At 68.9% G+C, this 13306-nt stretch carries 9 protein-coding genes and 5 pseudogenes; 7 read left to right on the top strand and 7 right to left on the bottom strand.

Going from position 1 to position 13306, the window contains the following annotated elements; genetic code table 11:
- The first annotated feature begins 185 nt into the window (after positions 1-185).
- Together ACIO52_RS21510 and ACIO52_RS21505 are read left to right on the top strand one after the other, a co-directional pair.
- On the top strand, positions 186-941 hold the full coding sequence (locus ACIO52_RS21510) for a helix-turn-helix transcriptional regulator (protein ID WP_402646144.1): 756 nt from the start codon (positions 186-188) through the stop codon (positions 939-941).
- Positions 942-1007: 66 nt separating this feature from the next.
- Entirely contained in the window at positions 1008-1880 is an 873-nt protein-coding gene (locus ACIO52_RS21505) for an alpha/beta hydrolase (RefSeq protein WP_316574486.1), read from the top strand.
- A gap of 12 nt (positions 1881-1892) precedes the next feature.
- Here the strand turns inward: ACIO52_RS21505 and ACIO52_RS21500 are convergent, their stop codons facing one another.
- Complete coding sequence (locus tag ACIO52_RS21500) at positions 1893-2372, bottom strand: DUF6326 family protein (protein WP_402646141.1); 480 nt, start codon at positions 2370-2372, stop codon at positions 1893-1895.
- A gap of 159 nt (positions 2373-2531) precedes the next feature.
- On the opposite strand from ACIO52_RS21500, the gene ACIO52_RS21495 reads away from it, so the two are divergent.
- The 3 genes and pseudogenes from ACIO52_RS21495 to ACIO52_RS21485 form a co-directional block, all read left to right on the top strand.
- Positions 2532-3671, top strand: coding sequence for a sensor histidine kinase (locus ACIO52_RS21495; protein WP_402646138.1), 1140 nt, complete (start codon positions 2532-2534; stop codon positions 3669-3671).
- Positions 3668-4324 carry a response regulator transcription factor gene (locus tag ACIO52_RS21490; protein ID WP_218719085.1) on the top strand — a complete coding sequence of 219 codons (657 nt, stop codon included), beginning with the start codon at positions 3668-3670 and terminating at the stop codon, positions 4322-4324. Before ACIO52_RS21495 ends, ACIO52_RS21490 begins: the two co-directional genes overlap by 4 nt.
- 207 nt (positions 4325-4531) lie before the next feature.
- Positions 4532-5143: pseudogene (locus ACIO52_RS21485) on the top strand (type II CAAX prenyl endopeptidase Rce1 family protein); the annotation flags it as partial.
- 109 nt (positions 5144-5252) lie between these two features.
- On the opposite strand, the pseudogene ACIO52_RS21480 reads toward ACIO52_RS21485, so the two are convergent.
- Positions 5253-6362 (bottom strand): annotated as a pseudogene (locus tag ACIO52_RS21480) (epoxide hydrolase family protein); the annotation flags it as partial.
- Between ACIO52_RS21480 and ACIO52_RS21475 the strand changes: the two are divergent.
- Positions 6353-6505 (top strand): annotated as a pseudogene (locus ACIO52_RS21475) (CGNR zinc finger domain-containing protein); the annotation flags it as partial. The pseudogenes ACIO52_RS21480 and ACIO52_RS21475 sit on opposite strands and share 10 nt — an antisense overlap.
- A gap of 52 nt (positions 6506-6557) precedes the next feature.
- Here ACIO52_RS21475 and ACIO52_RS21470 read toward each other — a convergent pair.
- The 5 genes and pseudogenes from ACIO52_RS21470 to ACIO52_RS21450 all read right to left on the bottom strand — a co-directional run bounded on the left by ACIO52_RS21470 (position 6558) and on the right by ACIO52_RS21450 (position 11982).
- A complete protein-coding gene (locus ACIO52_RS21470) occupies positions 6558-7379 on the bottom strand; it encodes a YceI family protein (RefSeq protein WP_402646134.1) in 822 nt (273 codons plus the stop codon).
- Entirely contained in the window at positions 7376-8134 is a 759-nt protein-coding gene (locus ACIO52_RS21465) for a collagen binding domain-containing protein (RefSeq protein ID WP_402646590.1), read from the bottom strand. Before ACIO52_RS21465 ends, ACIO52_RS21470 begins: the two co-directional genes overlap by 4 nt.
- Before the next feature lie 278 nt (positions 8135-8412).
- Positions 8413-9907, bottom strand: a pseudogene (locus tag ACIO52_RS21460) (MDR family MFS transporter); the annotation flags it as partial.
- Positions 9908-9944: 37 nt separating this feature from the next.
- Positions 9945-10442, bottom strand: a complete 498-nt coding sequence (locus ACIO52_RS21455; protein ID WP_218719088.1) for a MarR family winged helix-turn-helix transcriptional regulator — start codon at positions 10440-10442, stop codon at positions 9945-9947.
- Between the two features lie 67 nt (positions 10443-10509).
- Positions 10510-11982, bottom strand: coding sequence for an FAD/NAD(P)-binding protein (locus ACIO52_RS21450; protein WP_316574491.1), 1473 nt, complete (start codon positions 11980-11982; stop codon positions 10510-10512).
- A 167-nt stretch (positions 11983-12149) separates the two neighbouring features.
- Between ACIO52_RS21450 and ACIO52_RS21445 the strand changes: the two are divergent.
- A pseudogene (locus ACIO52_RS21445) lies at positions 12150-13175 on the top strand (LuxR C-terminal-related transcriptional regulator); the annotation flags it as partial.
- Between the last annotated feature and the right edge of the window lie 131 nt (positions 13176-13306).

Genomic DNA, 13306 nt, shown 5'->3' with positions numbered 1-13306 from the left:
GGTGCTGCCAAGGCAAAGGACGCTGCCCAGGAGATGGGCGTGCTGACGCTCGCCGGCGCGGGGCGGGTCGCCGGGCAAGCACGTCGGCACACCGAACGGTCGCGTAGCTGTCCACGGTGCCGATGCCCGGACTGCCGGTTCGCGGCGGTGGTCGCCGCGCGCCCGTGCCGCGTATATTTCAGGCGATGCACGCGCCGGACGAGCGACAGCCATTGATCTCGCGGTGGTCCGGCATCGGGCGCTTGCGTCCCGGTGTGCTCGAGATCGAGGGTCCGTTGGGAAGTCTGCCCGCCCATTCGCACCACTCCGTGCAGGTGGCCGTCGCCCATCGGGGGACGTTCGTCGTCGAGGATCCCCAGGGCCGTCAGCGGCGGACCACCGCGGCGATCGTTCCCGCCGATCAGTCGCACGCGTTCAGCGCCGTCGACGCCTGGGGCGTCGTGGCGCACGTCGAGCCCGAGTCGTGTCTGGGCGCCGAGCTGATCGCGCTGGTCGGCGACCCGTCCCACGCTCACGCCTGGGATCACGCGGGACAGACTCTGCTCGACGGTCACAGCGCGTACGTGGAAGGGCGTCTGCGCCCTCCCGGACACACCTCGCTCCCGCTGCATCCGGGAGTCGTCGCCGCGCGCGCCCGCCTGCAGGCCGAGCTGGACTCACGCCCCATTCGGCTTCGCGACCTCGCCGCGAGCGTTCATCTGTCGGAGAGCAGACTGGCCCACCTCTTCGCCCAGGAGCTCGGAATCACCTTCCGGGCTTACGTGCGATGGCTCCGGCTGCTCCGGGCGACCGCGGCGGTCGCGCAGGGCCGGACGCTCACCGACGCGGCTCACCTGGCCGGGTTCACCGACAGCTCCCACCTCACGAGGACGTGTCGCCGCACCTTCGGCGGCCCGCCCACCGCGTTCGGCACGATCCGTTGGGAGATCCTGCCGACCTAGCAGGTTGGTCCAATCCTGGAGCAAGGGGAAGCGGCGAGGCTCGAGCAGACCGGAAAGGAACTGCTCGTGAACAACGCACCCATCGTCGACTCCTTCACGCCGGACGGCGTCGGCCCCCGACTCACCTCGCACCACTGGGCCCCGAGCGGGCCTGCGCGGGCCAGTGTCGTCCTCTTGCACGGTCTCGGCGAGCACGCCGCCCGCTACGACCGCACGGCTCGATCGTTCACCGCGGCCGGCTTCTCCGTGCTTGCCATGGACTACGAAGGATTCGGGCGATCCGAAGGACGCCGCGGCGACGTCCGATACCAGTCGACGGCGCGGGCCGTGGACCATCTGATCGCCCACGAGCGCAGGCGAACGGGCGGCGCGCCGGTCGTGCTGTACGGCCACAGCCTGGGCGGGCTCTACGCGTTCCTCTACGCGGCGGACCGGCCGGGGACGGACGTGGCCGCGGTCGTGGCGACCGGACCCGCTTTCGACTCGGAGCTGCGGAAGCAGCGTCTCAAGCTGGCTGTGGTCAGGAGCCTCGGACGCACCTTCGCCACCCTGACATTGCCGAACGGGCTGCGGTTCGAGCGTGTCAATCGCGACCCCGACGTCGTCGCCGAACGGCACGCCGACCCCTTGGTTCATGGGCGGGCGACGGCACGCTTCGCGATCGACGTCGTGGCACAGATGGATCGCGTGGCATCGGCTGCCACCCGAGTCGCCGTACCGCTCCTCGTGGTTCACGGCGACGCCGATCTGATCAATCCGCTCTCCGCCAGCCGCCGGGTGGTCGACCGCGTGCCATCGGCGACGCTGATGACCTGTCCGGGCGTCTACCACGGGGTGGAGGATGAACCAGAGGGGCCGGCCATCCTGGCCGACGTCATCGCATGGGTCGACCGGACGCTCGGCGGCGGGAAGTCCGACGCCGAGCGTCATCCCGGGTGACCCCGAGACAGTTCACGCTTGCTGCTGCGCGCGAACGGTTTCGGGGTCCGGGCTGGTCGTCGAAGGTACGGTGCGGGGCCAGCTCCAGGCGTACCGCAGGATGAGGCCGAGAAGGATCAGTTCCAAGACGATGCCGAGGCCGTAGAAGTACAGCCAGGACGCGCCCACCACGTTGAACACCGTGACGGGGACGTAGAGCGAAGCCACGACGAGGTTCGCGACACGGTTCACCCCGGCGGGCAGCGTCATCGACAGCACGACCATGAAGATCGGGACGGCCAGGAGGGTCAGCGCCGAGGTCGAAAAGGTCTGGGAGAGAGCGAACTCGAAGACCCTGCCGTCGAGGATGTCCTGCACGACGCCGGGCGTGAAGAAGTTGAGGATGTCCACGTAGGCGTACAGGAACATGAAGCTCGTCCACGCGGCGGCGAGCTTGGCTCGCACCGGCATCGGCTGGGCGTCCGGGGTGGTGGTGGGTTGCGGTGTTCTCATCATGGGCTCCGTTGTGGGACGGGTAGGTAGGTCCACGATCGCTGCGCCCGGCGCCGGGCACACCGGCCCGGAGGCCGGAGTTCACCTGGCCGATGGCATGGTCTGGGTCTCGTTCTTTCGGCGGATACGCCGAGGCACTCCGATCCCTAGGCTGGAGCCGTGGTCACCGTCCGTCGCTCCCTCTGGCATGAGCCGCGGCCCGGAGACGCCCCGCCCATCGGTCGTCTCGACTGGCTGCTGGTGGGGGTGTTCGCGGCCGCCACCCTGGTCGAACTCGCCCTTGCGCCGGGCTCTGCTTGGCGACCCCTTGTCGCGGTGCTCGCCCTGGGGCTGATGCCCGCCCTGCTCTGGCGGCGAATCCGCCCCCTGTCGGCCGCCCTGGTCGGGTGGGGCATCGCGGGGCTGCTCTCGATCCTGCAGCTGACGGCCTATGCCGGGGACCTCGCCCGCTATTCCATGATGGCCGTCTTGATCCTGCTCTACTCGCTGGTGCGGTGGGGTTCGGGACGGGAGATCGTCGTGGGCACGGCGTTCGTGGCAGTCGTCGTCGCGCTAGGGATGTACGCCTCCTCCGCGGGCTTGGCCGACGTTTTCGGCGGAACCGTCCTCGTGCTGTTGTTCGTCGCCCTGGCGGCGGTGTTCCGCTACCGCGCGGACCTCTGGCATCGCCAACAGCGCGAGATCCGCAATCAGGAGCGGGTGGCGCTGGCGCGCGAGCTGCACGACACCGTGGCCCACCACGTCTCGGCCATCGCGGTGCAAGCACAGGCCGGTGGCGTGGTCGCCGCCGTGCAGCCGGAGAAGGCCGTCGAGATCCTGGCCGCGATAGAGTCCGAAGCGTCGCGAACTCTGGCAGAGATGAGGTCCATGGTGCGGGTGCTGCGTGCGGACGAAGCCGTCGCCTACGCACCGCAGCTGGGTGTCGCGGACCTGCCTGCGCTGGCGCGCGCCGACGCGACGCTCACCGTCGAGGTCTCGCTGGACGGTTCGTCGACCCGGCTGGCACGTCCCGTGGACGCCGCGCTCTACCGGCTCGCGCAGGAGTCGCTGACCAATGCCGCACGGCACGCCCGGAGCGCGACCCGCGTCGCGATCGACGTCCGCCGCGACGGCGACACCGTCAAGCTGCGGGTCAGCGACGATGGACAGACCGCGCCGGGGCCGGTCCCGGCACCTGGATTCGGTCTGCTGGGCATGGCCGAACGTGCCCAGCTCCTGGGCGGGTCGCTGTCCGCGGGGCCGGGGCGCGACGGTGGTTGGGTGGTCGAGGCGGTCCTGCCCGTGGACGCGCCGGCATGAGCATTCGTGTGGTCGTAGCCGACGACCAGGACTTGGTCCGGACCGGGCTGGTGATGATCCTCGGCGCGCAACCCGATCTCGAGGTCGTGGGGGAGGCGGCGGACGGGCTCGCAGCGCTCGACCTGGCGACTCGGCTGCGTCCCGATGTCCTGCTGGTCGACATCCGGATGCCCGGGCTCGACGGCGTCGAGGTGACGCGACGCCTCGCCGGGCCGGGCGTCCCGGACCCGATGGCGGTCGTCGTGATCACCACCTTCGACCTCGATGAGTACGTTCTCGGCGCCCTACGCGCCGGCGCCCGCGGCTTCCTGCTCAAAGACGCCGGGCCGGAGCTGCTCGTCCAGGCCATCCACGCGGCGGCCAACGGGGACGCCCTGATCGCCCCCAACGTCACCCGCCGGCTGCTGGCGACCTTCGCCGGCCAGGCGCCGGTGGTACCGGTCCAGCCCATCGACCCGCTCACCGAGCGCGAGGAGGAGGTGCTCGCGCTGGTGGCACGCGGCCGGACCAACGCCGAGATCGCCATCGAGCTCTTCGTCGGCCTGAGCACGGTCAAGACCCACGTCGCCTCGTTGATGAGCAAGCTCGGCGCCCGCAACCGCGTCGAGATCGCGATGTGGGCATACGACACCAGACGCGGACGCGTCGATTAGCGGGTGCGGGGGACGCCGGGTAGGGGAGTCTTCAGGGTAGATTTCCGGGTCTTTCCAGGATTCGGTGAACGAAACCCGTTGCTACGGTCCGTGCATGAACCATGATGCGTGCTTTTCGACAACGAATTCTGTTCTGTACAGCCCGTTGTCGACGTCGACGCGAGGACTGGCAGGCAAGGATTCTGTCGCCGGCGGCAGCGGGCAGCCATGACAACAGTCCGTGCGCGCGGCAATTCAACCGGATCGACTTTCCCCGATGTCGCGTGGTTCTTCGGGATCGCGATCGTGCTGTGCTACACCCTGTCCGTCCCGATGGTCTTTCGGCTCGTCTCCACGGATCTCAACAACCTGATCGTTCCGATCCTGCAACTGACCCCGCTCCTCGCCGCGATCATCCTGTGGCTCGCCCGCCGACCCGGAACGTTCCGCGAGACGTTCGCCACCGGGTGGCGCGGCACACCCCGGTGGGCAGGCATCGGCATCGGCCTCATCGCCGCCATCGCCGCCATCCAGACGGGCATCGCGGTGGCATCGGGGATCTGGCCGCTCAACCCGCTCGACCAGATCTCGGCGGCGACGGTGTGGATCGTTCCGGTCTTCGTCCTGCAGTCGGTCTTCGCGATCGGAGAGGAGTTCGGCTGGCGCGGCTGGCTGGCGACTCGCGCCGCGTCCTGGGGATTCTGGCCGCTGGCCCTTGTCAGCGGTGCGGTCTGGATCGTCTGGCACCTGCCGGTGCTCGCCGTCGTCGGAGACCGCCCACCGTGGGATGTCGTCCTCTATTTCGCGGGCATGCTGCCCTGGGCGCCCCTGCTGCTCGCGCTTCGTTGGCGGTCGGGGAGTGTTTGGCCGGCAGTCATGACGCACGGAGCGATCAACAGCGTCCGGGTGTACCTGCTGCAATCGGTCCCCGATGCGACCGATCATCTGCTCATCGAAGCGATCGGCTGGGTGCTGACCCTCGCCGCCGCGGTGTGGCTGATGCGCACGAACCGGCGGCCAGTACTGCCGCCAGCCCTTCTCGCAGGTCCTCGACGAAGTACTCGGGAACCTCGAGCGAGGGGAAATGGCCCCCGGCCGCGGGCGTGGTCCATCGGACGATCTGCCGGTAGCGCTGCTGTGCCCAAGGGCGCGGGCACTTCTCGGTGTCGCGGGGGTACATGGTGAGAGCCGACGGGACCTCGACCCGGAGTTCGGGGTCCAGTGAGTCGTGGCTTTCGTAGTAGATGCGGGCAGCCGATGCGCCGGTTCGTGTCAGCCAATACAGGGTGACGTCGTCGAGGATGCGGTCGCGGGCAATGGTCTCGAACGGGCTGTCCTCGGTATCGCTCCACTCGGCGAATTTATCGAGGATCCAGGCGAGTAGTCCCACCGGTGAGTCGACGAGCGAGTAGCCGATGGTCTGCGGTCGGGTCGCCTGCTGTTTGGCGTAAGCCGCGCGGTGGCGCCAGAAGTCGCGGGTTTCCTCGGCCCACGCGCGCTCGGTCGCCGTCAGCCCCGCCGTGGTCATCCCGGGCGGTGCCTCCGCGAATGTCGTGTGGATGCCGAGAACCTGCGCCGGGAACCGGCCACCGAGAACAGTGGTGATATTGCCGCCCCAGTCGCCGCCGTGGGCCAGGAACTTGTCGTAGCCGAGTCTTCCCATCAGTTCCACCCATGCGGCCGCGATCTTCTCGGTGCCCCACCCAGTGGTGGCCGGCTTGTCGCTGTAACCGAAGCCCGGCAGCGAGGGAACCACGACGTGGAAAGCTTCCGCGCCCGCGTCTTTCGGGTCCGTCAGCTCGTCTACGACATCGATGAACCGAGCGATGCTGTCCGGCCAGCCGTGCGTCAAGATCAGGGGAGTGGCGTCTGCCCGCGCGGAGCGGCGGTGCAGGAAATGGATACCCAGACCGTCGATGAGCGTGCGGAACTGGCCGATTCGGTTGAGGCGTTCTTCGAACGATCGCCAGTCGTACCCGGTGCGCCAGTAGTTCACGACCTCGACGAGGTCGGCCAGCGGCACACCCTGGTCCCATCGACGAGGGTCGGGTGCTGGGCGAGAGATTGGCCTTGTGCGCGGCGCCGACCTGCCGGGCTGCCTTCTTCGACACCAGCCGGAGCCGCACTCGAAAATGGTGCGATATGAACACCTGCGGGAATCGCGAGAAGAAGGCACGTTTCAACGCCAATCAGCGCAAATAGCCAGAGGTTGAACGCATTCGAGGGTGCGAACGGTAACGAGCCACCACCCGCCTCACATTGTGGGTAGTTGCTCGCCTCGGACGACCTCGATGTCGAGTTCGATCTTGACGGTGGTGCCGACGGCGGCCACTCCCGCGCGCACGACCGCGCTGTAGTCGATCGCGAAATCGTTGCGGTGCAACAGTGTTTCGGCGTGGAACGCCGCACGTACGCCGCCCCACGGATCTTCCCCGAAGCCGCCGTAGGTCACCGCGAGGTCGATCGGGCGACGCTGTCCGTGCAGGGTCAGCTCGCCCGGCATCACCCAGGTGTCGGCACCGGTGCGGCGAAACCCGAGGCCGGTGAACGTGATCGTCGGATAACTGTCGACATCGAGGAATTCCGGTGAGCGCAGGTGATCGTCACGCATCGAGACGCCGGTGTCGATGCCCGCCGCCTTGATCTCGGCGTGCCCGGTGGACCGCTCGAACGGCTCGGCGATATCGAGCCGCCCGCTCACCTCCGCGAATCGGGCCTTGATGCTCGCGATACCCAGGTGGCGCGCGGTGGCGATCACCGTCGAATGCAGCGGATCGATCGTCCACGGTCCCGGCGGGGGCGAGGTCACCGTCCCCGCCGCGGGTGCCAGTACCACCTCACCGACCGCGCCTGTCCCGGTGGCGGAGATCTGCGCGATCCGCGCCACCGGTTCGAACCCGACCGCGGTGAGCACCGCGGTGTGCGTTCCCGCGGGCAAGGGGCCGGTGCGCACCGCCCCGGTCTCGTCGGCCGCCGTGCGGGCGATCTGACGCCCCGACATGTCGGTCACCGTCAGCACCGCGTTCGGCACCGGCCAGCCCTCCGCTGTGCGGACGTGGCCGGTCAGCCCACTCATCGGTGGTCCTCGGGCTCGTAGCCGAGCCGCACGTCATGGGTGACCTCGGCACCGGACACGGTGACCTGATCCGTCACCGGCGGATACCCACGGGTGGTCACGGTGTACTGCCCTTCGAGCAGGTCGGGCACGACATAGCGGCCGTTCTCATCGGTACGCACCGTCGCGGTCACCTCACCCGCGGCGTCGCGCAAGCTGACCAGCGCGTCGGGCACGGCCCTGCCGTCGTCGGCCCGCGCGGATCCGGTGAGTACCGTCATCGCGGACAACTCGATGTCGTGGCGGAGCGCTCCGTCGGCGGGCACCGTCAAGGTGATCGCGCTGGGGCGCATGTGCTCGGCGGCCGCGACCAGGGTGTAGACACCCGCCACCACGCCGTGGCACGTGTAGGCTCCGTCGCCGCCCGTGACCGCGGCCCCGATCACCTCACCACGCAGGTCGGTCACGGTGATGGTGGCACCCGGCACGGCCGATCCGTGGTCGGCGGTACGGACGACTCCCGACAACTCACCGGAGCCCACCAGGCTCAGATCCAAGCGCTGGGGCCGCTCGCCGACCGACACCGTGACCGCGGTCGGCTGGTGTCCCATCGCCGACACGATCAACACGTAGCCGCCCGCCGTCGGCGCGCTGATCGCATAACCGCCATCGGTGGCGCTGCTCGCCCGCGCGACCTGACGGCCGCTCTGATCGATCAATGTCAGCACCGCCCCCGGCAGCGGCCGGCCGTCCTCGCGGCGGACGCGACCGTTCACCGTGCCGCTGTCCGTCCCGGACGCCGTGGCGGTGGGCAGAGCGGCCCGCGACGACACCTCGACCGCGGCGGCCCGATGACCGTTCTGTACGGCTGTCGCATGCCGCCCGGCCGCGGTGGTCGACACCGGGTCCGCCTCGGACAGCACCCGCTCGGCGCCCTCCCAGACCCGCTCCCCGGGCTGGCTCGACTCGGCGAGTGCGGCCAGTTCGGCATCCAGAGCATCAGCCGCGTCATCTTGCGACGCAGGCGCTGTCGCAGTCGGATCGAGGGCCGGATCGATGTCGATCGTGTTGCGCAGCGGGCGGTTCGGCAGCACGGCGGTCGCCAGGAGCGCGACGACCGCCGCCCCCGCGGCGATGAGGAAGATCCGTCCGGTCGCATCGCCGTAGGCGGCGCGCACGACCGTGACGATCGGTGCGGGCAGGGCGTGCAGATTCAGATTGCTGCCCCCCGAGGAACCGGTCGTCACGCCGAGCTCGGCGAAACCCTTCGCCGATAGCTCGCCCACCCGGGTGGCCAGCACCGAACCCAATACCGAGACGCCGATCGCGCCGCCGAACGTGCGGAAGAACGCGACACTGCTGGACGCGGCGCCGATATTGTGCACGCTCACCGTGTTCTGCACGGCGAGCACCAGGTTCTGCATCATCATGCCGACGCCGAGCCCGACAACGGCGATGTAGGCACCCACCAGCCACAGATCGGTGGCGTGATCGATCGTCGAGAGCAGGCCGAACCCGACCACCAGCAACGCGGCGCCGGTGACGACGAACGACTTCCATTTCCCGAACCGGGTGATCAGCTGTCCCGAACCGGTCGACGCGACGAGCATGCCCAGCACCAGGGGGATGGTCAGCACGCCGGCCATGGTCGGCGAGTAGCCGCGCGCGGTCTGAAAGTACTGGCCCAGGAAGGTGGTCGACCCGAACATGCCGACACCGACCGCGATCGAGGCGATGATCGCCAGACCGGTGGTGCGCTCGGTGACGATCGACAGCGGGATGATCGGTGACTCGACGCGCGATTCGACCACGACGGTCGCGAGCAGCAGCAGCACTCCGGCACCGACATACAGGGCGGATTCGCGGGAGAACCAGTCGTAGTAGTCCGGTTTGCCGGCGAACGACACCCAGATGAGCAACACCGACACACCCGCGGTCAGCAGGGCGGCGCCGAACCAGTCGATCGACACCCCCTCCTTGCGTTCGGTGGGCAACCGCAGGGTCCGCTGCAGCAGCACCAGCGCGACGACAGCCAGCGGCACACAGACGAAGAAGCACCAGCGCCAGCCCAGCGGGCTGTCGACGATGACGCCGCCGAGGATGGGTCCGCCCGACATCGACACCGCCATCACGGCGCCCATGTAGCCGGAATAGCGTCCGCGCTCCCGCGGCGAGACGATGGAGCCGATGATCGCGACGACGAGCGCGGTCAATCCGCCCATGCCGATGCCCTGGACGACGCGTGCCGCCAACAGGATCGGCACAGTGCTCGCGAAGCCCGCGATCACCGAACCGAGGACGAAGACGACGATGGCCGACTGGACCAGCAGCTTCTTGTTGAACAGATCGGCGAACTTGCCCCAGATCGGGGTGGACGCGGCATTGGCCAGCAGCGCCGTGGTGATGACCCAGGCGTACGCGGTCTGCGACCCCTCCAGGTCCCCGATGATCGTCGGCAGCGCGGTCGACACGATCGTGGTGCTGAGCAGCGCGGTGAACAACGCCGCCAGCAGCCCGGTCATCGCCTCCAAGACCTGACGGTGCGTCATCACGGTGGGGGCGCGCCGAGTCTCCGTCTCGACTGAACTAGACATCCACTTCCTGACTTTCTGTCGAATCGGGTCGATGCTCACCCACACCGGTGCGGTGCGGAGCGGCCGCCAGTGAATTCCTCAGCTTCCGCACCACCGCGGTGGCCTCTTCGGCGTCGGCTTCGGTCCAATCGGCCAGCGCGGCGCGCAATCCCCGGGCCCGCGACTCTCGGACGCGCCGCAGCAGATCGCTTCCCTGATCGGTGATCCGGATGAGGGTGGCTCGGCCGTCGAGGGGATCGGCATGGCGGGCGATATTGCCGGAGTTCACCAGCTCGGCGACATGCCTGCTCAGGGTCGATTGACTGATGCACAAGTCCGCAGCCAGATCCACCTGTCGACACGGCCCCCGAGCCTCGAGCGAACCCAGCACCCCCACGCCTCCAGGAAGAAGGTCCCCTTCCTCGGGGTGGGAGAGCGCAGCGCGGATCGCCCGGCCCATGAAAAAGAGCTCCCTGATCAGGCTCTGAGCCGTATCGGGGGACACTGCCATGCCTACTCCCAGCCCTAGATATTTGCTTGCGGTATACAACTATATCTAGCTTACTTGTACTAAGCAACTAACTGGCCGTGGAGTCGATGAGGTGATGGGCGAGGGCGGCACCTTCCATGGCCAGCCCGGGCGGGTTCGTGGCGATGAACATGGAGTCGGCGGCCAGATTGCCCAGGGCGTGCCAGGTGGGATCGGGTCGATCCGCGACCAGCAATCGGCGGGTACCGGGTTCGACGCGCAGGCCGCCGGTGGCCGACGGTTCGGCTGCGCCGCCGGTGAGTAGCGCGCTGACGAGGGGTTCGGTCTCCCTCGGTGTGGTGTACGCGGGCGGGTTGACGGCGTTGACGACGACATCGGCGTGCCATTCGGCGTCGTCGTGGACGGTGAAACCGCCGCCGGGTCGAGCTTCGATCTCGCCGAGGCCGGAACGGAGCCGGAGTCGGCCCGAATCCAGCAGCCGCAGTAGGAGTTTCGCGTTGTGCGGCACCATCGGTGAACTCAGGCTGCTGATCGTACGGAAGTGCTCGGAGCGCAGCATCCTCCGGTCCGGCTCGGCCAGCAGCGGCCAGACGATCGGACCGAGCACACGGATCGCCATGGTGAGCAGGCGGCGTCCCTGATGCGGGTTGTCCAGCTCGGTCAGCTGACGGCGCAGCCGGGTCACGGGTTCCTCCACGGCGCGGATCTCGGTGGCGAACGACTCGAAATCCTGTCCCAGCTCGGCGAGTTCGGCGCGCATGAGCTCGACCAACTGGTGCAGGTGCACCACGCCGGCGGCGGCCAGCCGCAGCCCATTGGCCGGAGTGAGGTGTTTCGGTGCGAGCGGGAGTGGACGCTGTTGCACGAACGGGAGCACGCCGCTGCGAGAGAGAAGACTGATCGGTCCGGTGTGGTTGCCGGTCGTCAGCGCCGCGGCGATGTCGACCGCCGTCAGACCGCTACCGACCACCGCCACGTGCGCGTCGGCCGGTATCCCGGCGATCGTGGCGGCCAGGGGGTACGGCTCGTTGATGTAGCCGGGCGCACCGGTGAGCCCGTACTGGTCACGGGGACGCCCGCTCCCGACGCTGAGCACCGCGCGATCGACCGGATGACGGCCGCCGTTCGCGGTGTGCAAGACCGCTCGGCCGTCGCTCGCGCCGGGACGGGAGAAGCCGACGACCATCGAATTCACCATGCTGACCTGCCAGCGGTTCCGGCGCAGTCGATCGATCGCGGCGTAGGCGGTCTGCTCCAGGTATTCGCCGTAGACGCTGCGGGGAACCAGCGGCTGACCTAGGCCCTCGTCGAGATACCGGGCCATTTCGCCCCGGTCCCGCAGCCACCGCTGGTAATGCGCGCGGTCGGTGGCGCGCACCGACATCAGCGCGGGCGGCGCGTTGACCCGGACCGCCTCGAGGTCCGGCTGGTACGGCCGGCCCCGCCACACCGCCGATGAGCCGTCGAACACGGTGATGGCGCCGGGCGCGCCCTCGATGGCCGCGAGTGCGTCGAGCAGCCCGACGGTCGCCGCGCCCGCACCGATAATGCCGAGATCCATTGTGTTCCTTCCGATCACTGAGACCGGACCAGCGTCGCCCGCACGCCGCACGTGGAACATCCCTCGTTCGAGGGGTAGCGCCGTCGTGGGAATTTCGCACGCGGTCGGTCGATGACCCCGCAGATGGGGGATGGCGGTCGCTTGTCCGGGACGGCAAGCTTGCGGGCATGGGTGTGACTGCGCTCGGGATGGGCCGACTCCTGGCTGGTATCGAGCAGGCGGCGGACGCGCACGCGCTGTTCGCCGAGACCTCGACGCGGTTACGCCGCATAATGCCGTTCGACGCCGCGGTCTGGGTGGCGACCGATCCGATCAACGGTCTTACCACCGCGCCCGTCCGGGTGGAGAACCTCCACGAAGGCGGCTGTGGCACCTATTGGGAATCAGAGCTCTTCTCCGAACATGTAAACCTCTTCCGGGATCTGGCGCGGGCGCCGGTTCCGGTCGCTGGTCTGCGCGCGGCGACCGGCGATGACCCGGGGCTGAGCTCGCTGTATCGAAATTTCATGTGCCCGCGCGGTTTCGACGACGAACTGCGCGCTGTGTTCCGCGTCGACGGGCAGCCATGGGGTCAGCTGAGCCTGTTCCGGGAACGCGGGCGAAAGCCGTTCCAGGACAGCGATATCGCGCTGCTGAGCGGGTTGTCCACGCCGATGGCCCGCCGGCTGCGCAGCTTTGCCCAGCCACTCGGCCCCGTTGCGCCGGGGCGCACGGCAGCTCCCGGCATGTTGCTGTTCGACCCGAAGGGTGGCCTGGTCTCGATCAACGACGAGGCCAGACACCTGCTCGCCCAGATGCCGGCCGGCCCTGCCACCACGACCGCGCAAGGCATCGAATTGCCGCTGCCCGTCTGGATTCTCAGCACCGCGGGCCGGGCCCGGATCACCGGCGAGAATTCCCGGATCCGCATCCGCGGCACGACCGGCCGTTGGCTGGTCTGCCACGCCTCCTGCCTACGCGACCTCGCCGGGGCGCCGGGAATGACGGCGCTGGTAATCGAGCCCGCCACGCCGTCGGAGGTGGCCTCGCTGGTGGTGGCCGCCTACGAACTCACCCGGCGCGAGCTCGACGTCACCGAACTGATCGCGCGTGGCCGGTCCACCGGCGAGATCGCGGCCACCTTGTTCCTGTCCGCCCACACCGTGCGCGACCACGTCAAAGCGATCTTCGACAAGGTCGGCGTCACCAGCCGGGGCGAGCTCGTCGCCACACTGTTCACCGACCACTACGCGCCACTCGCCGCTACCCGAACCGCGCGCGTGTTCGACGGGGAAAGGGCGCCTAGCGGCGGATCGGCCGGATTCGCGTCGATCGAAGGGTGGCC

The sequence above is a fragment of the Nocardia sp. NPDC087230 genome (assembly GCF_044744725.1).
Taxonomy (GTDB): Bacteria; Actinomycetota; Actinomycetes; order Mycobacteriales; family Mycobacteriaceae; genus Nocardia; species Nocardia canadensis.
This window is presented reverse-complemented; position numbering and strand designations above follow the sequence as displayed.

Excerpts from the sequence above, each read along its gene's own strand:
- ACIO52_RS21455 (WP_218719088.1), bottom strand. The coding sequence starts at position 10,442 with ATGGCAGTGTCCCCCGATACGGCTCAGAGCCTGATCAGGGAGCTCTTT.
- ACIO52_RS21450 (WP_316574491.1), bottom strand. The coding sequence starts at position 11,982 with ATGGATCTCGGCATTATCGGTGCGGGCGCGGCGACCGTCGGGCTGCTC.
- ACIO52_RS21490 (WP_218719085.1), top strand. The coding sequence starts at position 3,668 with ATGAGCATTCGTGTGGTCGTAGCCGACGACCAGGACTTGGTCCGGACC.
- ACIO52_RS21470 (WP_402646134.1), bottom strand. The coding sequence starts at position 7,379 with ATGAGTGGGCTGACCGGCCACGTCCGCACAGCGGAGGGCTGGCCGGTG.
- ACIO52_RS21510 (WP_402646144.1), top strand. The coding sequence starts at position 186 with ATGCACGCGCCGGACGAGCGACAGCCATTGATCTCGCGGTGGTCCGGC.
- ACIO52_RS21500 (WP_402646141.1), bottom strand. The coding sequence starts at position 2,372 with ATGAGAACACCGCAACCCACCACCACCCCGGACGCCCAGCCGATGCCG.